Source organism: Paraburkholderia elongata (assembly GCF_013177735.1).
Classification (GTDB): Bacteria; Pseudomonadota; Gammaproteobacteria; order Burkholderiales; family Burkholderiaceae; genus Paraburkholderia; species Paraburkholderia elongata.
Genome location: NZ_WOEZ01000089.1, coordinates 33,949 through 58,976, shown reverse-complemented (window position 1 = coordinate 58,976; position 25,028 = coordinate 33,949). Strand labels below are relative to the sequence as shown.

Annotated in this window: 20 protein-coding genes; 9 read left to right on the top strand and 11 right to left on the bottom strand. The window is 62.6% G+C overall.

What is annotated here, in order from left to right; genetic code table 11:
- Positions 1-136: 136 nt before the first annotated feature.
- The 7 genes from GNZ13_RS17465 (at position 137) to GNZ13_RS17435 (ending at position 8,385) form a co-directional block, all read left to right on the top strand.
- Entirely contained in the window at positions 137-1,747 is a 1,611-nt protein-coding gene (locus GNZ13_RS17465) for an FMN-binding glutamate synthase family protein (RefSeq protein WP_172166655.1), read from the top strand.
- Positions 1,748-1,909: 162 nt separating this feature from the next.
- Positions 1,910-2,755 (top strand): FkbM family methyltransferase, encoded by an 846-nt coding sequence (locus tag GNZ13_RS17460; protein WP_216674891.1) that lies wholly within the window; start codon positions 1,910-1,912, stop codon positions 2,753-2,755.
- Positions 2,756-2,963: 208 nt separating this feature from the next.
- The gene (glyQ, locus tag GNZ13_RS17455) at positions 2,964-3,971 is read left to right on the top strand and encodes a glycine--tRNA ligase subunit alpha (RefSeq protein ID WP_172166653.1); all 1,008 of its coding nucleotides are present in this window, start codon (positions 2,964-2,966) and stop codon (positions 3,969-3,971) included.
- A gap of 15 nt (positions 3,972-3,986) precedes the next feature.
- Complete coding sequence (glyS, locus tag GNZ13_RS17450; protein ID WP_172166651.1) at positions 3,987-6,086, top strand: glycine--tRNA ligase subunit beta; 2,100 nt, start codon at positions 3,987-3,989, stop codon at positions 6,084-6,086.
- A 10-nt stretch (positions 6,087-6,096) separates the two neighbouring features.
- The gene (gene gmhB / locus GNZ13_RS17445; RefSeq protein ID WP_172166649.1) at positions 6,097-6,651 is read left to right on the top strand and encodes a D-glycero-beta-D-manno-heptose 1,7-bisphosphate 7-phosphatase; all 555 of its coding nucleotides are present in this window, start codon (positions 6,097-6,099) and stop codon (positions 6,649-6,651) included.
- Between the two features lie 40 nt (positions 6,652-6,691).
- Positions 6,692-7,450 (top strand): lysophospholipid acyltransferase family protein, encoded by a 759-nt coding sequence (locus tag GNZ13_RS17440; RefSeq protein ID WP_172166647.1) that lies wholly within the window; start codon positions 6,692-6,694, stop codon positions 7,448-7,450.
- Between the two features lie 44 nt (positions 7,451-7,494).
- Complete coding sequence (locus GNZ13_RS17435) at positions 7,495-8,385, top strand: M48 family metallopeptidase (protein WP_172166646.1); 891 nt, start codon at positions 7,495-7,497, stop codon at positions 8,383-8,385.
- A gap of 117 nt (positions 8,386-8,502) precedes the next feature.
- On the opposite strand, the gene GNZ13_RS17430 is transcribed toward GNZ13_RS17435, so the two are convergent.
- The 6 genes from GNZ13_RS17430 to GNZ13_RS17405 all read right to left on the bottom strand — a co-directional run bounded on the left by GNZ13_RS17430 (position 8,503) and on the right by GNZ13_RS17405 (position 14,939).
- Entirely contained in the window at positions 8,503-8,901 is a 399-nt protein-coding gene (locus GNZ13_RS17430; RefSeq protein WP_172166644.1) for a hypothetical protein, read from the bottom strand.
- A 26-nt stretch (positions 8,902-8,927) separates the two neighbouring features.
- Entirely contained in the window at positions 8,928-9,314 is a 387-nt protein-coding gene (gene gloA / locus GNZ13_RS17425) for a lactoylglutathione lyase (RefSeq protein WP_172166642.1), read from the bottom strand.
- Between the two features lie 123 nt (positions 9,315-9,437).
- Positions 9,438-11,090: a long-chain-fatty-acid--CoA ligase gene (locus GNZ13_RS17420; protein WP_172166641.1), complete on the bottom strand. Its 1,653-nt coding sequence runs from the start codon at positions 11,088-11,090 to the stop codon at positions 9,438-9,440.
- A gap of 67 nt (positions 11,091-11,157) precedes the next feature.
- A complete protein-coding gene (locus tag GNZ13_RS17415; RefSeq protein ID WP_172166639.1) occupies positions 11,158-12,978 on the bottom strand; it encodes an alkyl sulfatase dimerization domain-containing protein in 1,821 nt (606 codons plus the stop codon).
- A 112-nt stretch (positions 12,979-13,090) separates the two neighbouring features.
- Entirely contained in the window at positions 13,091-13,780 is a 690-nt protein-coding gene (locus GNZ13_RS17410; protein WP_172166638.1) for a TetR/AcrR family transcriptional regulator, read from the bottom strand.
- Positions 13,781-13,970: 190 nt separating this feature from the next.
- Positions 13,971-14,939: a LysR family transcriptional regulator gene (locus GNZ13_RS17405; protein ID WP_172166637.1), complete on the bottom strand. Its 969-nt coding sequence runs from the start codon at positions 14,937-14,939 to the stop codon at positions 13,971-13,973.
- 201 nt (positions 14,940-15,140) lie between these two features.
- Here GNZ13_RS17405 and GNZ13_RS17400 point away from each other — a divergent pair, with 201 nt between their 5' ends.
- Entirely contained in the window at positions 15,141-16,382 is a 1,242-nt protein-coding gene (locus tag GNZ13_RS17400; RefSeq protein ID WP_172166636.1) for an MFS transporter, read from the top strand.
- A gap of 113 nt (positions 16,383-16,495) precedes the next feature.
- Here the strand turns inward: GNZ13_RS17400 and GNZ13_RS17395 are convergent, their stop codons facing one another.
- Entirely contained in the window at positions 16,496-17,605 is a 1,110-nt protein-coding gene (locus GNZ13_RS17395; RefSeq protein WP_172166635.1) for a porin, read from the bottom strand.
- Positions 17,606-18,049: 444 nt separating this feature from the next.
- Here GNZ13_RS17395 and GNZ13_RS17390 point away from each other — a divergent pair, with 444 nt between their 5' ends.
- On the top strand, positions 18,050-18,985 hold the full coding sequence (locus GNZ13_RS17390; protein WP_172166634.1) for a DMT family transporter: 936 nt from the start codon (positions 18,050-18,052) through the stop codon (positions 18,983-18,985).
- A 65-nt stretch (positions 18,986-19,050) separates the two neighbouring features.
- Here GNZ13_RS17390 and rsmA read toward each other — a convergent pair whose 3' ends face one another.
- The 4 genes from rsmA to GNZ13_RS17370 form a co-directional block, all read right to left on the bottom strand.
- Positions 19,051-19,923, bottom strand: coding sequence for a 16S rRNA (adenine(1518)-N(6)/adenine(1519)-N(6))-dimethyltransferase RsmA (gene rsmA / locus GNZ13_RS17385; protein ID WP_172166633.1), 873 nt, complete (start codon positions 19,921-19,923; stop codon positions 19,051-19,053).
- 142 nt (positions 19,924-20,065) lie between these two features.
- Complete coding sequence (gene pdxA, locus GNZ13_RS17380) at positions 20,066-21,076, bottom strand: 4-hydroxythreonine-4-phosphate dehydrogenase PdxA (protein ID WP_172166632.1); 1,011 nt, start codon at positions 21,074-21,076, stop codon at positions 20,066-20,068.
- 5 nt (positions 21,077-21,081) lie between these two features.
- On the bottom strand, positions 21,082-22,446 hold the full coding sequence (locus GNZ13_RS17375; protein WP_172166631.1) for a peptidylprolyl isomerase: 1,365 nt from the start codon (positions 22,444-22,446) through the stop codon (positions 21,082-21,084).
- Positions 22,447-22,513: 67 nt separating this feature from the next.
- Positions 22,514-24,880: an LPS-assembly protein LptD gene (locus GNZ13_RS17370; protein ID WP_172166630.1), complete on the bottom strand. Its 2,367-nt coding sequence runs from the start codon at positions 24,878-24,880 to the stop codon at positions 22,514-22,516.
- Positions 24,881-25,028: the final 148 nt, after the last annotated feature.

Sequence of the window (25,028 nt, the reverse complement as noted above, 5' to 3'; positions counted from 1 at the left end):
CTCACGCGTTCCATCTTCGAGCCGCAGCTAGCTTCACCATAACAAGCAGTTGTTCGTTTCCCTTCGCGGCGGATTCCGTCTGCGCCGACAGCGTCGACGATCCCTCCGCAACGATCTTCACTGCACTGGAGTTCCCATGTTTTCTCGACGTTATCTGGCGATGTGGTGCGCAGTCGTTCTGCTCGCAGCCTGTGCTCTGCTTACCGCGACGCATCACATTTCGTGGTTCTGGATCATCGTACCGGTGGCGCTCGTCGCGCTCGGCCTGTTCGACCTGACGCAGGAACGCCACGCGATTCTGCGCAACTATCCGCTGTGGGGCCACTTCCGCTTCCTGTTCGAATTCATCCGCCCGGAAATCCGCCAGTATTTCGTCGAGGACGATACCGACGAGAAACCGTTCTCGCGCGCGCAACGCAGCATCGTCTATCAGCGCGCGAAGAACGACGTGGATAGCCGCCCGTACGGAACCGAGCTCGACGTCAAAGCCGTCGCGCACGAATGGATCAGCCACTCGCTCGCGCCGACCAAGCTCGATAACCACGACTTCCGTATCGTCGTCGGGCCCGACCGCGCGCAGCCTTATTCGATGTCGATCTTCAACGTCTCTGCGATGAGCTTCGGCTCGTTGTCAGCGAACGCGATCATGGCGCTGAACCTCGGCGCGAAGAAAGGCAACTTCGCGCACGACACGGGCGAAGGCTCGATGTCGAAATACCATCGCGAGCATGGCGGCGACATCATCTGGGAAATCGCCTCGGGCTACTTCGGCTGCCGTAACGACGACGGCACCTTCAGCGCGGAAAAGTTCGCGAAGCAGGCCGCCGAACCGCAAGTGAAGATGATCGAGGTGAAGCTCTCGCAAGGTGCGAAACCCGGTCACGGCGGCGTGCTGCCGGCCGCGAAGATCACCCCCGAGATTGCCGAAACGCGCGGTGTGCCGATGGGCCGCGATTGCATCTCGCCCGCCACCCACTCCGAATTCTCGTCGCCGCGCGGCCTGCTCGAATTCGTCGACCGTTTGCGCACGCTGTCTGGCGGCAAGCCGACCGGGTTCAAGCTGTGCATCGGCCATCCGTGGGAATTCTTCGGCATTGCGAAGGCGATGCTGGAGACGGGGATTCTGCCGGACTTCATCGTGGTCGACGGTGCGGAGGGCGGCACGGGCGCAGCGCCATTGGAATTCACCGATCACGTCGGCGTGCCGTTGCAGGAAGGCCTGCTGCTGGTGCACAACACGCTGGTCGGCATCGGCTTGCGTCAGCGCATCCGCATCGGCGCGAGCGGCAAGATGATTACCGCATTCGACATCACGAAGACGCTTGCGATCGGCGCGGATTGGGTCAACGCGGCGCGTGGCTTCATGTTCGCGGTGGGTTGCATTCAGGCGCAGACCTGCCACACCGGCCGCTGCCCGACGGGCGTCGCGACGCAGGACCCGGTGCGTCAACGTGCGCTGGTCGTGCCGGACAAGGCCGAGCGCGTGTTCAACTTCCATCACAACACGTTGCATGCGCTGAAGGAAATCGTTCAGGCCGCGGGGCTCAAGCATCCGGCGGAATTGAGCGCGCATCACATTGTGCGGCGCGTGTCGTCGCATGAAGTGCGGTTGATGTCCGATCTGTTGAAGTATCTCGATCCCAACGATCTGCTGAACGGCAACTATCGCTACACGCTGTACGAGAAGTATTGGCCTTTGGCACAAAGCGATTCGTTTGCGCCGAAAATTGAACTGGCCGCGACGTAAGCCGGTTGTGGCGGCGAGAGGCTCATGAGCCTCTCGCCGCCTAAGTCTTAGGTTTCGACGGCGAGTTCTTGCAGAAAAATAAGAATTCTTGAGAGCTCGTCTCATATACAAGGGCAGCGGCGGACCGTACATTTGCGTGGTCTTTTTTCTCGCTCAATGTCCATGGTTACGCCCCCTCCTGCTCCGCTGCCGCTCAGCGAACACACGCAACTCGTCCAGACCCGTCATGGCTGGATGCTCGCCAATCCGAACAACTTCTATCTCGGCCGCGCACTCATCGAATACGGCGAATGCAGCGAACTCGAATCTGCCGTGTTGCGGCAGTTGCTGGTGCAACCCGGGATCGTCGTGGAAGTCGGCGCGAATATCGGCGTGCATACGATCATGCTGGCGCGTGAGGCGCAGGCGCGCCGTCAAGTGCTGGTTGCTTTCGAGCCGCAGCCGGTAATCTTTCAGAACCTCTGCGCGAATCTCGCGGCCAATGGTGTGCGTAACGTGCTCGCATGGCCGTATGCGTGTGGTGCGAGTGCAGGGACACTGCACTTCGCGCGGCCTGACTATGACGCGCCGGGAAACTTCGGTGGCGTGTCCATGCAGACGGAGGCTGCGGCGGACACGCTCCCGGTTCCGTGCGTACGGCTGGACGACGTACTGCGCTCGCATACCGTGGGGCTGCTGAAGCTCGACGTGGAAGGGTTCGAATTGAACGCGCTGCGAGGAGCGGAGGAAACTATCGCCCGCTCGCGGCCGGTGATTTACGTGGAGAATGACCGGCTCGATCGGTCACAGGCGTTGATCGAGTGGTTGTGGTCGAGGGAATACCGATTGTGGTGGCATTTGCCGCCTTTGTTCAACCCGGGCAACTTCTTTGAACGCGAGGAGAATATCTACGGCAGGTTGGTGTCGTGCAATATGCTCGCGCTACCGCGAGAACTGGAGATGGAGATTGATGGGTTTGTCGAGGTGACGGATTCCGCCACGCATGCGTTGATGCGTTTGAGCAATTAGCCGACGGGACACTTCCCGAGACGACGAACGACGATCGGTCGCCTCAAGCGGCCTTTTTTCGTTTGGAGAACACTTCGGCCCCCGTCCGACCCCGCAAAACGGACACCCCCCTCCCTTTCCGTTAAAATCTACGGTTTAGCACTTTGCTCCACGGCCACCCGGCGCGCTTCGGCGCTTACGACGCGGCCCTATGCCCGAAAGGCACTTCATGCTCACGTTTCAGCAAATCATCCTGACACTGCAGTCCTACTGGGATAAGCAGGGTTGCGCGTTGCTCCAGCCGATCGACATGGAAGTCGGCGCGGGCACGTCCCACGTCCACACCTTCCTGCGCGCGATCGGTCCGGAACCGTGGCGAGCAGCCTATGTGCAGCCGTCGCGCCGCCCGAAAGACGGCCGCTATGGCGAGAACCCGAACCGCCTGCAGCATTACTACCAGTACCAGGTCGTGCTGAAGCCGGCGCCGGAAAACATCCTCGATCTGTACCTCGGCTCGCTCGAAGCCCTCGGCTTCGACCTGAAGCAGAACGATGTGCGCTTCGTTGAAGACGACTGGGAAAACCCCACGCTCGGCGCCTGGGGCCTTGGCTGGGAAGTGTGGCTGAACGGCATGGAAGTGACCCAGTTCACCTACTTCCAGCAAGTCGGCGGTCTGGATTGCAAGCCGGTGCTGGGCGAAATCACCTACGGTCTCGAACGTCTCGCCATGTATCTGCAGAAGGTCGAGAACGTCTACGACCTGGTCTGGACCGAGTGGGAAGAGCAAGGCCCGAACGGCCCCGAACTCCGTCGCCTGACGTACGGCGACGTGTACCACCAGAACGAAGTCGAACAGTCGACCTACAACTTCGAGCACGCGAACGTCGATCTGCTCTTCACGTTCTTCAACAGCTACGAAGCAGAAGCCAAGCGCATGATCGAAGCGCAGATCGCGCTGCCCGCTTATGAACTGGTGCTGAAGGCCGGCCACACGTTCAACCTACTGGACGCCCGTGGGGCGATCTCCGTCACGGAACGTGCGGCCTACATCGGCCGGATTCGCGCGCTGTCGCGTCTGGTCGCCCAAGCTTACTACGACTCGCGCGAAAAGCTCGGCTTCCCGATGCTCGGCAATCCGGTGCACGGCGTGCCCGGCCTCACGACCGACGAGCAAGATGCCGCAATGCCCGCGTGGGCGCCGCCGCTGAAAGTCGAACGCAAGATCGACCAGGACTGACGAGAACATCAAGAAATGACTCAACCCCATCAAGCTACCCTGCTCGTCGAGCTGCTGACCGAAGAACTGCCGCCGAAAGCGCTCGCGCGTCTGGGCGAAGCCTTCGCCGAAGGTATTGCGCAGCGCCTCGCGGCGCGCGACCTGGTCGAAGGCGAACTGTCGTTCGAACGTTACGCCACACCGCGCCGTCTCGCCGTCACGATCAAGAACGTGCGTTCGGTCGCGCCGGAAAAACACGTGCGCGAAAAAGTGCTGCCGGTTTCCGTCGCGCTCGATAAAGACGGCCAGCCCACCGCGCCGCTCGCCAAGAAGCTGGCCGCGCTCGGCTTCCCCGATTTTTCGGTGAACGACCTGGAGCGCGCGCAGGACGGCAAGGCCGAAGCCTTCTTCCTGCGCTACGCCGCGCCGGGCGCGACGCTCGCCGAAGGCCTGCAAAGCGCGCTCGACGAAACGCTCGCCAAGCTGCCGATCCCGAAGGTCATGACGTATCAGCGCCCGGACGGCACCAACGTGCAGTTCGTGCGTCCTGCGCATCGTCTGACCACCTTGCACGGCGAACAGGTCGTGCCGGTCACGGCACTGGGCGTCGATGCCGACGACACCACGCTCGGCCACCGCTTCCTGTCCGAAGGCTTCGTGAACATCCAGCACGCGGATTCGTACGCCGACACGCTGATGCACAAGGGCCGCGTGGTCGCGAATTTCGCCGACCGCAAAGAAACCATCCGTACGCATCTGCTCGCGCAAGCCGACGGCGACCAGGTCGTGATGCCGGAGTCGCTGCTGGATGAAGTGAATTCGCTGGTCGAATGGCCGGTGGTCTACGCCTGCCGTTTCGAGGACGAATTCCTGCAAGTGCCGCAGGAATGCCTGATCCTGACGATGCAGACGAACCAGAAATACTTCGCGTTGACGGATGCGAACGGCAAGCTGCGCTCGCGCTTCCTGATCGTGTCGAACATCGAAACGAAGACGCCAGGCGATATCGTCGAAGGTAACGAGCGCGTGGTGCGTCCGCGTCTGGCTGATGCAAAGTTCTTCTTCGAGCAGGACAAGAAGAAACCGCTCGCCGACCGCGTGCCGCTGCTCGCGAACGTCGTGTATCACAACAAGCTGGGTTCGGCGCTGCAACGCGTCGAGCGCGTCGAAGCGCTGGCGGGTGCAATTGCCTCGCTGATCGGCGCAGATGTCGCGCTCGCGAAGCGCGCTGCACGGCTGGCCAAGGCCGACCTGATCACCGACATGGTCGGCGAATTCCCCGAGCTGCAAGGCACGATGGGCACGTACTATGCGCGTCACGACGGTGAACCGGAAGAAGTCGCGCTGGCGTGCTCGGAACACTATCAGCCGCGTTTCTCCGGCGATGCGTTGCCGACCACGGCAACCGGCACCGTCGTAGCGCTCGCCGACAAGCTCGAAACGCTGGTCGGCATCTGGGGCATCGGCCTGCAACCGACCGGCGAGAAAGACCCGTTCGCGCTGCGCCGCCATGCGCTCGGCGTGCTGCGGATTCTGGTCGAGAAGCAATTGCCGGTCGACCTGGTCGAACTGTTGCGCACCGCTTATGCGCAATTCGCCGCAGTGCCGGGCGTCGCTGATTCGACGCAAGCGATCTACGAATTCAGCATGGACCGCCTGCGCGGTCTGCTGCGCGAGCGCGGTTACGCGCCGGGCGAAATCGACGCGGTGCTGGCACTGAACCCCACGTGCCTCGACGACATCGTCGCGCGTCTGGATGCAGTGCGCGAATTCGCGGCGTTGCCGGAAGCGGCATCGCTCGCGGCGGCTAACAAGCGTATTTCGAACATCCTGAAGAAGTCGGAAAGCGCGACGACCGGCAGCGTGCAGGTCGCACTGCTGACCGAAGCGGCCGAAAAAACCTTGCATGCGCAACTCGAACAGGTTGCACCGCGCGTGCAATCGCAACTCGCCGCGCGCGACTACACGGGCGCACTGACCGCGCTCGCCGCGTTGCGCGAACCGGTCGACACGTTCTTCGACGACGTGATGGTCAACGCCGAAGATCCGGCGTTGCGCGCCAACCGTCTGGCTTTGCTCGGCGCGCTGCATCAGCAGATGAATTGCGTCGCCGACATTTCCCGACTCGCCGCCTGAGCCCCGCGCCATGCCGACCAAAAAAGTGGTGATTCTCGACCGCGACGGCGTGATCAACGTCGATTCCGACGCGTTCATCAAGTCGCCGGACGAATGGGTCGCCCTGCCCGGTTCGCTCGAAGCGATCGCGCGGCTGAACCAGGCGGGTTATCGCGTTGCTATCGCGACCAACCAGTCTGGCATCGGTCGCGGCCTCTTCGACATGAACGCGCTCAACGCGATGCATCTGAAAATGCATCGCATGGCGGCAGCGGTCGGCGGGCGCATCGACGCGGTGTTCTTCTGCCCGCATACGGCCCAGGATCACTGCGAATGCCGCAAACCGAAGCCCGGCATGCTGAAGATGATCGCAGAACGTTTCGAAGTCGATCCGCAGCATACGCCGGTGGTCGGCGACGCAATGCGCGACCTGCAAGCGGGCGCGTCGCTCGGACATCCGACTCATCTGGTGCTGACCGGCAAGGGCCGCAAGACGCTCCAGGCCGGCGGCCTGCCCGAAGGCACACGCGTACACGACGACTTGCGCGCGTTCGCGCTCGACTTCCTTTCCGACGCTCACGAGTGACGCGCACCACGCGCGTCCCCAATCCTCACTGACCACGCCGATGCGCTTCATTCGTTCTTTGTTGCTGTTGATCTACTTCGTGCTCTTCACGGTGCCGTACGCGACCGCGTGCTTCATCGCGTTTCCGTTCATGCGCGCCGACAATCGCTACTGGATGGCGGCCGGCTGGTGCCGCGCCACGCTCCACACGGTGCGCTGGCTGAATGGCATCCGCTATAAGATCGAGGGCTATGAGAACCTGCCCGACGGTCCTGCCGTGCTGCTGTCGAAGCATCAATCGGCGTGGGAAACGCTGGCGTTTCCGGCGCTGATGCCGCGGCCGCTGTGCTACGTGTTCAAGCGCGAGCTGCTGTATGTGCCGTTTTTCGGCTGGGCATTGGGCATGCTGAAGATGGTTCACATCGACCGCAAGGAAGGCAAGTACGCGTTCGAATCCGTCATCAAGCAAGGCAAGCAGCGCATGGCCGAAGGCGCATGGGTCATCATGTTTCCGGAAGGCACGCGCACGCCGACCGGCAAGCAGGGCAAGTACAAAACCGGCGGCGCGCGTTTCGCGATTGCCACCGGCGCGCCGGTCGTACCGATCGCGCACAACGCCGGACGTGTCTGGCCGCGCAACTCGTTTCTCAAATATGCGGGTATAGTCACAGTGTCGATCGGCAAGCCGATCGACACGACGGGGCTCACGCCCGATGAAGTGAACACGCGCGTCGAAAAGTGGATCGAAGCTGAAATGCGTCGCATCGATCCTACCGCGTACCGCGCGGCGGATAGAACCTCCGCCGCCGCACCAATCTGACGCGCCCGCGCCCTCGAAGGCGCATTTGCGCGAAGCCGAATCCGATGCAGAAGTCTCCTACGTCGCAGCCCGCTGCGGCGCTCGATAACCGGCAGCTCGATCTCCCGCTCTTCGCCGAGCCGGGGTCGACGTCGTCGTCCCCAACACCCTCCGCATCAACGGCCGGCTTGCAGAGCGGGCAGCAGCCGGTCGTGCCGCTCGCACCGGACGGTAGCAAGCTGCGCAGCCTCACCATCGGTTCGCGCACGCTGCACTATGTGCTCAAGCGCTCGGCACGCCGCTCGATCGGCTTTGCGATCGACAGCACCGGCCTGATGATTACCGCACCACGCTGGGTCACGCTCGCCGATATCGAAACCGCGATCACCGAAAAGCAGCGCTGGATTTTCACGAAGCTGATCGAATGGCAAACGCGTGTCGAACAACGCGCGTTGCCCAAGGTCGACTGGAAAGATGGCGCGGAAGTGCCGTATCTTGGTCAGCCCGTGCGCGTGAAGCTCGGCTCGCCGCAAGGCACGCTCGCGTTCAATGCGGATGAAGCCGCATTGCAGGTGCCGCTGCCGTTGCAAGCCGATCCGCAGCAGATCAAGGATCGCGTGCAAGGCTGGCTGCAAGGCGAAGCAAAACGTCTGTTCGGCGAGCGCCTCGCGATCTACTCGGAGAAGCTCGGCGTCAACTATCGCGCGTATGCACTCTCTTCAGCGGCCACGCGTTGGGGCAGCTGTTCGAGCGACGGCAAAATTCGCCTGAACTGGCGGCTGATCCATTTCCCGCTGTCGATCATCGATTACGTCGTTGCGCACGAGCTCGCGCATCTGCGCGAGATGAATCACAGTCCGCGCTTCTGGCAGACAGTCGAATCGATTTTTCCGGAATTCCGCGAAGCGCGGCAGACGTTGAAGTCGCATCCGCCGGAATTACTGCCGACGCTTTAAGGCGTTCAGGCCTTGGGGCCTTTTCTGGCCCTTCAAGACTTCGGTCTTCAGCCTTCGGTCGTGAGGCCTTGAAGCCGGCGCCTCAACGCGAAGCGCCGACCTTCTGAAACCCGCCACTCACTCCGTGCAGAAGGTTTCCTGCAGGTGACGCCACGTCACCTTGCCGTGCGCGTCGAGGTCCATCACCGCTGTCGAGCGCCGCACGTTTGCATTGCCCGCGCTGTCGCGCTGATATTCACGATATTTCACCACCGCGCCCGACGGATACTCGGACACGATCTCCATATCGCGAATTGTAATCTGCGAGCCGGGACGCGCGCCGTTCAGCTTCGCGAAAGTCGCGCGCAGGCCCGCGTGGTCGAGTGCTAGACCGGACGGCATGACCAGCGTAAATTGCGGAGCGAAGCGCGCCATGATGCGCTCCAGCGCGCCGTGATCCGCGGAGCCATCGAACAAAGACTGGATTTCGACGTGGATGTCGTCAAGTTCTTTGAAGTAGGGATTGCTGTTATTCATTGCTTGTCCTTGCCCCGCCGCTTACGTCACTTTTTCTTCTGGATGAACTCGATCTTGTAGCCGTCCGGATCTTCGACGAAAGCGATCACGGTGGTGCCGTGTTTCATCGGGCCGGCTTCGCGCACGACCTTACCGCCTTGTGCCTTGATCTTGTCGCAAGCGGCGTAGGCATCTTCGACTTCGACGGCGAGATGCCCAAAGCCGGTGCCTAGGTCGTACGAGGGCGTGTCCCAGTTATGCGTCAATTCAATGACAGTGCCGTCGCGCTCGACCGTGTAGCCGACGAAGGCCAGGGTGAATTTACCGTCCGGATAGTCTTCGCGGCGCAGCAATTTCATACCGAGCATTTCGGTGTAGAAGGCGATCGAACGGTCCAGGTCGCCGACCCGGAGCATGGTGTGAAGCAGGCGCATCGTGTACTCCCAAGTGCGTGATGTCGAGAACGACAATGTACCCGGAATCACGCCGCGCTGCAGCGGGTGCCAAACGTGGCGGCATGTGGCAAACACGCGGCGAGACACGTGGCACGCCTGCTTTCAGCCCGCGTTCTTCACCTCGTCGCGCAATGCGCGCCGCAAAATCTTGCCGACGTTGGTCTTCGGCAGCTCGCTGCGGAACTCGATGATCTTGGGGCGCTTGTAACCTGTCAGTTGCTCCTTGCAGAACGCGAGAATATCCGCTTCGGTGAGCGCCGGGTCTTTCTTCACCACGTAAAGCTTCACCACCTCGCCTGACTCCGCGTCCGGCACGCCGACCGCCACCACTTCGAACACGCCCGGGTGCTTCGCCACCACGTCCTCGATTTCGTTCGGATAGACGTTGAAACCCGACACCAGAATCATGTCTTTCTTGCGATCGACGATCTTCACGAAACCTTCTTCCGTCATCACGCCGATGTCGCCGGATTTGAAGAAGCCGTCCGGCGTCATCACCTTCGCGGTTTCATCGGGACGGTTCCAGTAGCCGGCCATCACCTGCGGTCCGCGAATGCAGATTTCGCCGCGCTCGCCGAGCGGCACTTCCTGGCCGGCGTCGTCGCGAATCGAAATGTCCGTGGACGGCAACGGCAAGCCAACTGTTCCAGTGAACGCGGTGGACGTCGGCAGATTGGTGGTGGCGCACGGCGAGGTTTCCGAGAGCCCATAACCTTCGACGATCGGCACACCGGTCAGCGCTTGCCAGCGTTGAGCGACGGCTTGCTGCACCGCCATGCCGCCGCCGTTCGATTGCACCAGTTTCGAGAAGTCGAGCGTTTTGAAGTCGGGGTCGTTCAGCAGCGCGTTGTACATCGTGTTCACGCCGGGAAACGAATTGATCGCGTAGCCTTGCAAGGTTTTGATCAGCCCCGGCAGATCGCGCGGATTCGGAATCAGGATGCCCAGGCCGCCGCAACGCATCGTCAGCAAGCCGCAGACCGTCAACCCGAAGATGTGATAGAGCGGCAGCGCGACGACCGTAATGTACTGCTTGATGTCGGTGCGCCCGCGATAAACCGGTTCGCGCCACAACTCCGATTGCAGGACGTTGGCAATCAGATTGCCGTGTAGCAAAGTCGCGCCCTTCGAGACGCCGGTGGTGCCACCGGTGTATTGCAGGACCGCCACATCGCTTTGCGTGAGCGTGACCGGTGTGAAGCCCGCGTCTGAACCACGCGCGATCGCATCGTTGAGCGCAGTACACGAAGTTGGCGGCGCATTGCCCGCAACCTCAGGACTACCCGCACCGAGCATCTCGCCGATCGAGGTCAGCACGACATGCTTGATCGACGTATGCGCCTGCACTGCCTCGAGCGTCTTCGCGAACGTGTCGAGCAGCACGATCGCTTCCGCGCCGCTGTCGTTCAACTGATGTTCGAGTTCTCGCGGCGTGTACAGCGGATTGACGTTCACCACCACGTAACCGGCACGCAGGATGGCAGCCATGACCACCGGATACTGCAATACATTTGGCAACATCACCGCGACGCGCGCGCCGCGCGCAAGGCCTAGCCATTGAAACCACGCCGCAAGATCGCGCGACTTTGCATCGAGTTCGCCGTAGGTCAACTCGCGGCCCATGCAGACGAACGCGAGCTCGGTCGCGTGCGTCTGGAAACTCTGCTCCAGCAAGTCGCAAACGGAGCTGAACTGCGTAGTGTCGATCTCCGCCGGGACGCCTGGCGGATAGGACTTCAACCAGATTTTTTCCATGTCTCCTCCTGAGGTTGCGCATCGCGATGCACCAATGCACGATGCGCCGATGCGAGCCGCGCTGCTTTTATCGCGTAGTAAGCGCGGGCATACACCGCGCGGGCTGGTCGAAACAATCAAAGAATCTGCGCAACTGCTCGGCCGTACCGCGCTCCAGCACTACTGTGCCGCTCTCAAGGAACTTCGGCAACTGCGTCGCCATGTCGCGCAGCATGCCGTACAAGGTGCTGGTTTCCAGCGCGAGTTGAACGTCGATTGCCGAAGGTGTTCGCTCGTGAATCTGCAACACGCCACGCCGGAGTTCGAGCGCGTGCGTTTCATTGCGATCCGTCACGCGGAATGCGAGTGTCATCTGCACGTCGGCGCAACGTTCCGGATCGACGCTCACGCTGAAGCGCTGGAACACATTGCGCAACGGTTGGGCGCGCAACACATCCACCGAGGCGAGGCTCGCGCTGCCCGCAAACGGCAGTTCGTCGTAGGCGTGTTCGAGTTCGCGCGCCGCGCTCAGATACCAGTTGCGCCAGTTGGTGTTCACGGTGCGGTAGCCCAACTCGCGCAACGCGGTCGCCTTAATGTTGCGCGCGTCGGCGTCGGTTTTATCGAGGCGCACCAGCAGCGTGGCTAACTCCGCGGCCCAGCGCCAGTCCGAGTCGTCCAACGCCACGAGCGCGGCGGCGCGTACCGCTTCCGCGCCGCCCATCATCTGCACCATGCGCTGCGAACGTTCAACGCGCGGCAGCGGATCGAGCGACGCCGGATCGCCATCGAACCAGCCTAGCTGACCGCTATACACCTGCCGTACCGAATGCTTGACCGTGCCGTAGTACTCGCCGAGCCACGCATGCTCCGCGAGATGCGGCGGCAGCGCGGGAATCGCTTCAGCGAGTTCGTCCGGGCTCAGGCCGAAGTTCATGTGGCGAATGGTCTGGTCGTGGATGAACTGAATCGCGTCGCGATACACGCACAGCACCTCGGCGACATACTGCGCACCCGATACCGGACGGCCATGCGCCGGCACCATATGCGCCGCGTTGAAGCCGCGCATCATGTCGATCGTTTGATACCAGCGCACCGGATCGCGGTAACGCGTGCCGCGCAGCGTATGCACGTTCGCGAGACACTCGCCCTGGATCACTTCCGCCGACAGCAGCACGCCGAGATCGGGCAGCCACATGACGATTTCGTCGTCGGCTTCCGAAGGCGCATAGCGGAACTCGAAGCGCACGCCCGCCAGCACGATGTCGAACTTGTCGTCGAACACGCGGGTCGGCGCGAAGAAGCTCGCCGGCTCGGCGATCAGCACCGGTCCGATGCCCGCGTTGACCTTGCCGGTCGCGCCGGCCGGCAGCAGTGTGCCGAAGCTGTAGGCCGAACGTGTGGCGAGAATCGGTGCGACGAGGTTCGCGTTGTTGATCACGGTGTCCATCAACGAGCGGTGCGCGATGATCTCGACGCTGCCCGTCTCGAGCGCGGCTTCGTCGACGAAAGCACGCACGCCGCCAGTGTGATCCGTGTGATTGTGCGTATAGACCACGGCCTTGACCGGCAGCCCGGCGTGCCGCGGATCGATCGCGCAGAAGTCCTCATAGATGCGTTTCGCGGCGGACACGGCCTCGGTCGCGTCGATCACCACGATGCCGTCGTCGCCCACCACGAAGATGATGTTAGCGATCGCATAACCGACCGCGCAATACACACGCTCGGCGACGTGATAGATACGCTGCGCCATGCGCCGCGAGTGTTCGGTGAGACGCGGCGGCACGGTCGGCGCGGCAATGGCGAACGCGAGATTCACACCGGCGTCGAACGCGACATCGAGCGCCTCGCCGATATGCGGCGCGTCGAAGGCGGGATTACGAACCCGTTCGGGGCAACATAAGCTCATGCGGTGTCTCCTCGAATATTTGGCTGCTGCGCGGAACGGAGATCGCGCGGCATCTGGATATGTTTTCCATGAACGGAATCGGAATTCTGATTCCTGTTTTTAGGCAAAAAAATCAGCCGTCCGCTAATCCGAGACAACGCCGCAGCCGGATTTGCAGCCACGACCGCAGTTGCCGGCTGGAGAGCGACAACGGACCGGGATCGTTTAGCACGCTGTTGACCAGCATGCCGAGAATCATCTGCAAGGTGGCGCGTACTTCGAATTCGAGCGGCTGGGTGGCGCTGGCATCGGCCTTGATGCCGCGCGACTGTGCCAACGCGCTGACGAGACGCGGCACGATCAGCGCCTGAACCTCGTGATTGGTCGACTTCACGGCGTCCCAACTGGCTTTGCGCTGCGACGCCCGCAGCAACGACGCGTGATACAGCCCGCGATTGCGCCGGAACGTCATGATATAGAACGAAATGACCGCATCGGCTAGCGTGCCCGCATCGTTCGAACGCCAGGCCGGATCACGCTCGACGGTCTCGCGTATGTGCTCGAGCCCCTCTTCCATCGCCGCGTCCTGGACGACTTCGAAGAAGCTGTCCTTGTTGTCGAAGCGCCGATAGAACGCGCCGATAGACGTACCCGCGCGCTCGACGATGTCGTTGATTGACAGATCGTCGAGATTGCCGCTCGCTTCGATCAGCTCGCGCCCGGCTTGCAGCATGCGAACGAGCCCCTGCTGACTGCGCGTCTGACGCGGCGCCGCGATGGCGCTGGGCTGCGTTTCGCGGCCGCGTGGTGAAATCGTCGTCATGCGGTGTTCAGCCTCGGTTCGCTGCTTTGAAAAAATGAAGACTTACGGAAGACTCACGGAAAACCGGAATCCGGAATCCGGAATCCGGAATCCGGAATCCGGAATCCGGATAGTCCGCGATTGGGATCGCGGTGTCAACCGCATCCAGGGTAATCACGGGGGCCGAGCATATGGTCACCCAATTGGCCGTTCAGCGGTCCAATTGTGTCGCCACTGCATCGGAGTGCAGCAAGCCCTGCGCGGCACGGTTGGCGTCCTCCATCACCTGTTCGGCGAGTCCCAACGCAGAATACGCGGCGGGCGAAGGCGTGCGCTCGGCCAGATACACCAGCGCGAATTCCAGCGCGAGACGCGGCGGATTGACGAGCGGAATGCGCGCCAGGCGCCGCAGCTCCAGATCGCGCCGCACCGCAGACGCCGTGGCGAACAGCACGGCATCGGTCTGCGCAACGACGTCCTTCAGCACCGCCACGTCGTTGCATTCGATCTGCAACGGAATCTGCTCGTGGGCGCGGTACTTGAGCAGGCGATGCAGGCCGTCCTTCATGAATGCGGGCAAGGTCACCGAGACCAGCGGAAACTCGCGCAACGCCGCGAGCTGCACTGTGCCGTGCGCAAACAGGGGATGGCCCGGCCGCGCGAACCAGCCGCCCTCGTGACGCGGCAGGCGCTGCAACGTGACATCGGGCGTCACGGGCGGCACACGGCGGTCGGTGACGAGAAAGTCGATCTGTTCGGCGCGCAGCTTGGCAAGCAGCGCATCGCCTCCGCCGAGTTCGATCGACACCTTGATCTTCGGAAAGCGCCGCGCGAACTCCACCAGCAGGTCCGGCAGCAGTATGACGGACGCATAGGGTCCGAGGCCGATGCGTACCTCGCCGAGCTCGTGCGCTTTCAGCAGTTCGACGTCGCGGAACAGGCAGCGCGTTTCGAACAGCACGCGCCGGGCGCGCTCGACCAGCAGCCGCCCGGCCGCCGTCATCGCGACGCCGCGTGCGGCACGGTCGAACAGCTTCATGCCGACTTCCTCTTCGAGCGCCTGAATGCTGCGGCTCAACGCGGGCTGGCTCAAATGAACCCGCTCGGCCGCGCGCGCGAAGCTGCCTTCCTCTGCCAGGGCGATAAGATGGGTAAGGCGGCGAGAATTGACCTCATGCATAGTTTGCAAGCTCCCGATAACGAGAATGCACTTGAACAATTCAGTTATACCACCTCAAATGGGCGAAAACCCAGCGCCTCTGCGCCAGAATTGGAGACACGCTTTGCCCACCATCCTCAGCAGCACGAAGCGCCTGGCGCTTGCCGACACCGCGCCGGCTCATCCCACCGCGCACACGAGACCGCGCAAGGCCGCCGCTGGGTGATCGTCGCCTCGCTATTCCTGTTCATGCTGATCAACTTCGCCGACAAAGCCGTGCTCGGTCTGGTCGCGATCCCACTGATGCATGACATGCAGTTGACGCACGGTCAGTTCGGCCTCGTCGGCAGCGCGTTTTTTGTGTTGTTCTCGATTTCGGGCATCGCCGTCGGCCTGTTCGCCGACCGCGTCAACATGAAATGGCTGCTCGCCGCGCTCGCGCTGATCTGGGCGGTAGCGCAGTTGCCGCTCGCATGGCCGACCAGCTTTGCCGTCTTGATGCTGTGCCGCGTCCTGCTGGGAGCGGGCGAAGGGCCGGCCTCGCCGCTCGCGCTGCATGTGGTCTACACCTGGTTCGACGACCACGAGCGCAATCTCCCTACGGCCATCGTGCAGCAAGGGGCGACTGCGGGCGTCATCATCACGGGACCGTTGCTCACCTATATCTCGCAACGGTGGCACTGGCACGCGACGTTTCTCACGCTCGGCGCGGTCGGTATTGGCTGGACCGTCCTGTGGCTGTGCGTGGGCAAGACGGGCAATCGTCAGCACAACCCATCACCCGCTTTTGCCGCCGCGTCGGCCAGCCCGCATGCCGCGTCAATGCGCTTTCGGCGCATGCTGAGCGACCGCACCGTCATCGGCGTGATGCTGCAATGCTTTGTCGGCTATGCGGTGATCGCGATCGGCTTCACCTGGGTGCCCGCATATTTCCGGCTCGGCCTCGGCTTTGCCGCGACCCAGGCCGGTTGGTTGTTCGCGCTGCAAGTCGCGGCACAGATTCCGCTCGGCATCGCGCTCGCAATGGCATCGCATCGAATGCTCAAGCGCGGCGTATCGTCGAAGGTGGCGCGCGGCAAACTGATCAGCGCGGCATGCGTGATGAGCGGGTTTGCGTACTGCTCACTGTTGTTCGGCGCGCCACCGTTCGTCAAGGTCGCCTTGATGGGGCTCGCCAGCGCATTGGCGATTCAGACTTTCACCTTCGGTCCGATGCTGGTCGCCGAAGTCGCACCGACCGCGCGGCGCGGGGCCCTGCTCGCGATCACCAACTCGATCGTCACTATCGCCGGACTGATCGGCCCCGTCGCGATGGGCAAGCTGCTCGGCGCGGCGGGCGACGCGCGTGGCTATGAGATCGGTTTTGCGGTAACCGGCACGTTGTTGCTGATCGTGGGTACAGCGGGTTTCGCATTGATCGATCCACAACGGTCGAAACGGCAAATGGAAGGTACGCCTGGGTGAGACTCGCGGCAGCGTGTTCGCCACCGCGAGTTACACCATGAACGTGAACGTGAACGGCGAGCACCGCAGCACGGTGGAGGGCAATCTGGGCGCGCGCTGGAGTTGGTAAGTGATCAGAACTGATGCCGCACACCGGCCATCAGGCCGATCTGGCTACCCTTCTGCGCAAGCCCGACACCGTTGACGCCCTGCAACTGCGCGCCAATCAGGTCGCCCCGATATAGCGAGTAGTCGCCTTCCAGATAGACATCGGTGCGCCTGGACAGGTTGTAGTCGGCGACCAGTTGGTACTGCCATGCCGAACCGTCCTGCGCGGCGGTTTTGCCGTCCTGCAGCGTGCGCCAGACATTCGCGGCGAAGTGCCACGTGGTGCCGACCTGCTGCATGATGCCGCCCATGATCATGCGACGCCGCGAAAAGTCCGTGTACTTGAGCGCAGCCAACGCGGGTGCGGTGAACGGCCCGTTGGCAAAATTCGAAAAACCGGCGTCATTCTGATCGACGATATAGCCGACGGAGAACCGGGTCAAATTCCACGTGTACGACCCGCCGAAGGTCCACGCTTTCGCGGCTGCACCGTTGACCGAATCTTTCGACTCCTGATACGCGCCGCCGAAGGTGAACGGGCCGCCCGGTGCGTAAGCAACCGCCACGCCGACCTGACTGCCATACGAATTGCCCGCGTTGCCGCCGAATGCGTAGCCAGCGGCGAGATGGAAACCGTTATATTTCGCCTGGTACTGCACCTGGTTGCTGGTCCAGATACCGCCGGTCATCGTCACTTCCGGCTGGAAGCTGAAATCGTACGGGATCCAGATATTGCTGCCGTAGCCGCCAATGGTAACGCCCTCGATCATCACGTTGTACTGACGGCCGAAGATCACCTGACCATAGGAATCTGAGCGCACGCCTACTTGCGCTTCATTGAAGAACGGCAAGGTAGGATCGCTTTGGCCGTTATTCATGTAGAACCGGTTTTCGAGCTTGAAGAACGTCGACCAACCACCGCCCAGATCCTCGGTGCCCCTTATGCCCCAGCGGCTCTCAGTCATGCCACCGTTGCCGAGTCCGATCGACGAGTCTCCGGCTTTGTTTGCATGGGTCAGATACCGCACACTCTCGTCGATCACACCGTAGAGCGTCACGCTCGATTGGGCATGTGCCATCTGACACGCAAACGCCGCGGGCACGACTGCCATCGCCCACCTGCTTACGTTCTTCATTTCGTCTCCTGCTACAGGTTCCCGCTTTTCGCGGATATTCCGACACCGCGACGCCTGATGCAAAGTACCGGCACGCTGCTCACTTGAAACCGCGCAAATCGACAGGTACGGCGCAGAGTCCGCATCGGAACCTTGCACGACGGCCAATCCAGGCTGTTTGAATAAGCTGACGAAATGCCTGTGGGTGAACCTTAGCGCGAAACAGGGGCTGCAAGAAAATAGACTGACGTAAGTGTTGTTATGTCATCGAAGTGCTTGCAGCTTGTAAGAAGCACGCGTAGGCGGTGGGGTCATCGCCTTGCGGCGCGGACGGTTTTGATATCGTATGAACTATGATCGCTGCCCTTGGCTAGCCATTCGGCCGACTACCGCGATCCGCGCCGCGACCGCATACTGGCCGCCGATCCTTCACACCGCCCTTCGTTTTCGCCACGCCACTAACCCATGAGCACCACCGCCCTGCCCGCGCGCCGCGCCCTAGATAGCTTCGCCATCCTGCTGATGATCGGCTTGTGCGCAATCTGGGGACTCCAGCAAGTCGCGATCAAGAGCACCAACGCGGCACTGCCGCCGGTATTCCAGGCCGGCTTGCGTTCGGCAATCGCGGCTGTGCTGGTCTGGGGCTGGGCGCGCTTGCGCGGCACCCCGCTCTTTCGCGACGACGGCACGTTAGGCGCGGGCTTGCTCGCGGGCGTGCTGTTCGCCGGAGAGTTCGTGTGCATTTTTCTCGGCCTGACGCTGACCAGCGCCTCGCGTATGGCGGTCTTTCTGTACACCGCACCGTGCTTTACGGCGCTCGGGTTGCACTGGTTCGTCGCCGGAGAGCGGATACGGCGCATTCAGTGGCTCGGCATCCTGGCGGCATTTGCGGGCATGGCGCTGGCGTTCGCCGACGGCTTCCTGCACAGCCATGCGGCGCAGGGCTCGACCCTGAAGGGCGTCGCCGGTGACGCGCTCGGCGTGCTGGCCGGCATCGCGTGGGCTGCGACCACCGTGGTGGTGCGCGCCACGCGCCTCGCCCATTCGAGCGCCAGCAAGACGCTGTTCTATCAATTAACGGTGTCAGCAGTGGTGCTGCTCGCGCTCGCGCTGGGGCTCGGTCAGGCACACGTGGAAACCGTCACGCCACTGGCGGGGATGAGCCTCGCGTATCAGGCGGTGATCGTGGCGTTCGTCAGCTATCTGATCTGGTTCTGGCTGTTGACGCGTTACATCGCGTCGCGCCTGTCGGTGTTCTCGTTCCTGACGCCGTTGTTCGGCGTGACCTTCGGCGTGCTGTTGCTCGGCGAGTCGTTCAGCCTGCGCTTTCTGATGGCCGCGGCGCTGGTGTTGACCGGCATTGCGCTGGTCAATGCGCCCGTCAAGCGGGTTTCTGCTTAAGGAGTGGGGAGTTTCACCCGCGCTGCAGGACACAACGTGCTTCCTTCAAGACCGTGCAACGCAACTCAGGCGTCGTCAGTCCCAGTCTCCGCGGCCGCGGCGCCACGCGCCGGCGAGGCCGCCACGATCTGCGCCACACGCACATACTCGGCCACCGGCACATCTTCGGCGCGGCGTTGCAGATCGAAGCCTAGCGCCTCGAAATCCACCGAGTCACGAAACGCGGCCAAGGTGTTGCGCAGCATCTTGCGCCGCTGCGAGAAGGCCGCCGTCACCACCTCGCCGAGCACGCGCTCGTCCACGGCCGGCAATTCATGCAGTTGGTACGGGATCATCCGCACGATCGCCGAATCGACCTTCGGCGGCGGCTGGAATGCTTCGGGCGGCACGTCGAGTTGCTTGTCGATCACGTAGCGGTATTGCAGCATCACCGAGAGGCGGCTGAACGCCTTGGTGCCCGGCTCCGCCACCATCCGCTCGACCACTTCGTTCTGCAGCATGAAATGCTGATCGATCACGCGATGCGCGAACGATGTCAGATGAAACAGCAACGGGCTCGAAATGTTGTACGGCAGATTGCCGACAATGCGCAGCGACGCCTTCTCACCGGGTGCCGCCAGCGTGCCGAAGTCGAACGCGAGCGCGTCGCCCGCATGCAACTCAAGCAGATCGCCGAATTTTTTCTTGAGACGACCGATCAGATCGCGATCCAGCTCGACCGCGTGCAACGGCGCTTCGGGCGTCGCCAGACGCTCGATCAGCGGTTCGGTGAGCGCGCCAAGCCCCGGCCCGATTTCGACCATGCGCTCGCCGCGTTGCGGCCGGATCACGTCGACGATCGAATCGATCACGCCCATATCGACCAGAAAATTCTGTCCGAAACGCTTGCGCGCGATATGGCCTTGGTGCCGGCCCGGTTGCTGTCTGCTGGTGGACATCGAAGAAACGCTTTGAAAGAAAACTACTTAAAGATAGGGGCACCCCGGGGACAACCCGGGAACAAACCAGGAACACGCGCAACGAACGCGAAAACGGCAAACGGCGAAAAAACGCGTACGAAACCGCGCCGCGACTGCTGAATCAGCCCGCGCGGCGGTGCTGCGCCATCGAAACCGCTGTATCGATCGCGGCGATCAGACTGCCCGCGTCGGCACGGCCGGTACCGGCCAGATCGAGCGCGGTGCCGTGATCGACCGAGGTGCGGATGATCGGCAAGCCGAGCGTGATATTGATGCCTTCGCCGAACGTCGCGTACTTCAACACCGGCAGACCCTGATCATGGAACATCGCCAGCACGCAGTCGGCCTGTTCCAGATAACGCGGCTGGAACAATGTGTCCGCCGGATAGGGGCCAGGCGCGTCGATGCCTTGCTCGTTCGCGAGTTTCAGTGCCGGAGAAATCACCTCGATTTCCTCGCGGCCCAGATAACCGTTTTCGCCCGCATGCGGGTTCAAACCGGTTACGAGGATGCGCGGCGCCGGCAGACCAAAATGGTGGCGCAGATCGTGATCGATGATGCGCAACGTCTCGACGATACCTTCGACCGTCAGCGCGGCGGAGACGTCTTTGAGCGGCAGATGCGTGGTAGCGAGCGCGACGCGCAACGGGCGCTTGCCGGTGCCGGCCAGCATCATCACCACGCGCGGCGTGTGCGTGCGCTCGGCCAGATATTCCGTGTGGCCGGTGAATGGCACACCGGCATCGTTGATGGTGCTTTTTTGCAGCGGCGCGGTAACGATCGCATCGAACGTGCCGGCCACGGCGCCGTCGATCGCGCTGTCGAGCAGGTCGAGCACGTAGCGGCCGTTGGCGGCGTCCAGCTTGCCGGCCAGCGAGGGCGCGCCGAGCGGCCGATGCTCCACCCGCACGCGCTTGCCGTCCGCCACCAGAAGAGCCCAATCGACGCCTACCGCCCGCGCGCGGTCAGCCAGTAAATCCGCATCGCCCAGCACGGTGAACTGTGCGCCCGGCCAATGCGCCGCCGCGCCCGCCAACGCCTGCGCGGTCAGCTCGGGGCCGACGCCGGCAGGCTCGCCGGTCGTGATCGCGATCTGCAACGGAAGGCTGGTGGACTGCGCGGCGGATGTCATGTTGGTTATTGCGTGCTGGTCAGAGTGGGCTTCACTTCCACGTAGGCGGTGTCGCGCAATTCGCGCAGCCAGTCTGCATAGGCCTGTTCCGCCTTGCGCTGACCGATCGCCTGACGCGCCAGATCCATCTGCTGCGAAACCGAGCCTTCCGATTCGCGGCGGCCCAGCACCTGAATCAGGTGATAGCCGTATTCGCTGCGCACCGGGTCGCTGATCTGACCGTCCTGCAGGCTGTTCATGGCGCGCTCGAATTCCGGCACCGTCTCGCCCGGGCTGATCCAGCCGAGGTCGCCGCCTTGCGACGACGAACCGTCTTGCGAGTAGGTGTGGGCGAACTTCGCGAAGTCGCCGCCCGCGGCGATCTGGTTCTTGATTTCGAGCAGCTTCTGACGCGCTTGCGGCTCGGACATGCCGTCGCCGACGCGCAGCAGAATGTGGCGCACGTGCGTCTGCACGAGCTTCGGTGCATCGGAGCTCGTGCCCTGGCCGGCGCGACGATCGACGAGGCGCACGATCTCGAAACCGTCGTTGGTGCGGATCAGATCCGGATTGACCTGGCCCGGGCGCAGTGCCGCGGCGGCCTTGACGAACTCAGGCGGCAGCTTGGACGACGGCACGAAACCCGCATCGCCGCCTTTCGAGGCATCCGACGCTTGCGAATTCGACTTCGCCAGCTTTTCGAAGTTGGCACCGCCCTTGGCTTCGGTCAGCAGGGCCTGAGCCTTTTGCTGCGCGGCTTCGATGTCGGTTTCCGAGGCGTTCAGCGGCGCCTTCACGAAGATGTGCTGAAGGTGCAGATCGCTGGTCAGGCCGGCGTTCGGGCCGCGCTGGCTGGCGATGTAGTTCGCGACCTCGGCGTCCGACACCGTGACCTTGCTGTCCACTTCCTTCTCACGCAGACGCGAGAGCGTGAGCTCGGTGCGCGCGTCGCTCGTGAAGGTAGTCCAGGGCACGCCTTGCGCCTCGATACGCGAGCGGTACATGTCGAGCGACATGTTGTTCGCCTGCGCGAGCCGCTCCAGCGTTTTTTGCACGGTGGCGTCGTCGATGTTGATGCCGTCTTCTTTCGCCTTCTGCAGCTGGATGCGTTCCAGCACCATCTGGTTGAGCACCTGCTGGCGCAACTGGTCCATCGGCGGGACCGGCGCGTTCTGCTGGTTCAGCCGGCGGGTGATCAGGCCGATGCGCTCGTCGAGCTCGCGCCGCGTGATGACACCGTTGTTGACCACTGCGGCGATGGTGTCGACCGTCTGGCCGCTATTGCCGGACGACAGCGCCTGCGCCTGAACCGGCGCAACCGACAGGAAAGACGCCGCGGCGGCAAGACCGGCCGCAAGCGTTGCCAAGCGAAGCTTTTTCATGATTGCCACAGATACTCCAATGATGTCGGGCGCGCCTGGCCCGTCTTTTCGCATTCTATGAATGATCGCGCGAGCGTCATTCGTAATTGGTGAAACGCGCTTCCGGCGGCGGCGGCGGCGGCAACGGCGTATAGCCCGCCACGCTGGAGCGGAATGCGGAAATCAGCCCGTTGTCGACGCTCGACAAGCCCTTGAACGTCAACTGCGCGAGAAACCGCGTGCTCGACTGCTGCTGCGACGATGTGTTCAGACCGTTCGCGTAGCGCTGGATCCCGGCACCGAGCGTCCAGCAATCGGCGTCGTATTGCAGGCCGATCAGACCGTCGACGATCCGATGCCCGCCCAGGTCGTAATTGAAACGGCCCACCCCGTACACACGGTGTGTCAGCGGCCACTGCCCCGAGATCAGCACCTGATTGATCGGCTGGTTGCTCAGCGTGGTGTTCGCGCGGGTGTAGCGATACGCGACATTGATCACCTTGCCGCTGGCCGGACTGAACCCGAAGCCGATGCTCGTCTTCGTCAACTGGTTGTTGTCGGCATTATATTGGAACGCCGTTTCCGAAGCGAAACCGGCGCCGAGCTTGAGCGACGCACCCGCGATCAGGTCCGAATGCGTGGCCTGCGTGCTCGTCTGCGTCGGCAGCAGCGTGACGCGCTGATCCTGGAAGTAATACTGCTGCGCGATCACGAAGCGCGCGCGTTCGTCGCCCGTGGCCGGGTTGATGAAGCGCGTGGTAATCGCCGCGGTCAGACGGTTCGCGTCGGCGATCCGGTCGTTGCCGACGAATGTGTTCGGCGTGAAGATTTCCGCCAGCCCGAAGTCGGAGTCGGCCGTATCGAACAGCGGCGCGGACTCCTGGTTGCGGTACGGCGTGTAGACGTAGTAAAGCCGCGGCTCCAGCGTCTGGATGTAATCCTCACCGAAGATCCGCACCGAACGGTCGAAAATCAGCCCGGTGTCGAAGCTGAGCGTCGGGATCGACTCGGTGAAATTCTTCGGCGTGCCGACCGGCACGTCGGTACCGATATTGCCCAGGTTGTACGACGCGAAGTGCCACTGCACCTTCGGCGTCACGAAGTATCCCGGCCCGACCACGGAATACGACAGGTACGGGTTGAACATCACCCGCTGACCTTGGGTCGTGTCCGCGGTGGTGATGCGGAAATTCGAGTAGTCGGCTTCCGCGCCGTAGTCGAAGCCGCCGACGTTGTACTTCGCGTACTTCACGTTCAACTGCGGCTCACGGCCATACGGCGCCACCGAAGGCGTCAGCGTCTGCCAGTGCTGTTCGCGGGCGAGCACCGACCACGGGCCGTTGTTGTAGGTCAACCCGGCTTCCTGTTGATACAGGAGCTGGGTGCCGTTCATGAACTGGTTGACCGACGACGACAGGTCTTCCGGATACGTGTTGTCCGAGACCTTGTTGTAGTAGATGTAACCGCCGAACCCGTTGCCGAAGTTCTGGTTGTGCTGGATGTACAGCGCGTAGCGGTTGGTCTTCGTCAGGCGGTCGTTCGGCAGGAATTCACCGGTGATCGAGCCCGAATACGTGGGCGACAGATAACGGAAGGACGACTGCAGCTGCACGCCGCGCTTCGAGATCAGACGCGGTGTGACCGTCAGATCGCGGTTCGGCGCGATGTTGAAGTAATACGGCACCGACAGTTCAAAACCGTTGCCCGAACTGAGCGAGAACGTGGGCGGCAGGATACCGCTGCGCCGCTCGCCCGACAGCGGGAACGACAGCCACGGCGAAGCGAATACCGGCAGGCCCTGGAAGAACAGCACGCTGTTGTACGCGATGCCTTCGTCCGCGCCGGTGTCGAAATCGAACTCGCTGCCCTTGATGTACCAGGCCGGATTGTCCGTGCACGAACAAGCCGTGTACGTGCCCTTCGTGAACACCGAGCGTTCGTTGTCGAGCAGGTCGACGCGCTCCGCGCTGCCCGAGCCACCCGTCACGTTGAAGTGATACTTCGGCGCGGACATGAAGCCTTCACTCGAGTCCACCCGCATATGCGCTTCCGGGCCGGCGAACGTGGCGCCATTGTTGTTCAGGTGAACCTGGCCATATGCGTCGGCCATGTCCGTGTCCTGATCGTAGTGCAGCGCGTCGGACTTGATCACGAAGGTGTTACGCCGCACCTCGGCCGAGCCTTTCGCGGCCATGTCCTGGTCGGTCGTGCCGCTGGTCGTATCGCCGAGTACAAAGGTGGCCGGCTTCTGGCCTGCCTGCAAAGGATGCTCTTCGAGCTGCGGGGCGAGCTGCATGCCCCAAGGCGCGTCGATAGGTTGCGGCTGCGCGGCTTCCCCCACCAGCTGGGCGTGAGCAAGCGCGGGCATCAGGCCCGGAACGGCGATCAACGCCGCGACGAGCCGCCTTTTGCGCGGCACTACGGCACAAGAGGGAGTCGTTTGGGAAAGCTGTCTAGGCGGCATGTATCGTTTGGCGAATCGGCCCGTCCGCCAGCTTTTATAGTCACGATCCACCGCCTGCACACCGCGACCGTGACAGTCGGCTGCACATCAATATTTACAATCTGTCGAACGATGAGGCGGGCGGTGAAGCGGAACACGCGAAAGCTGG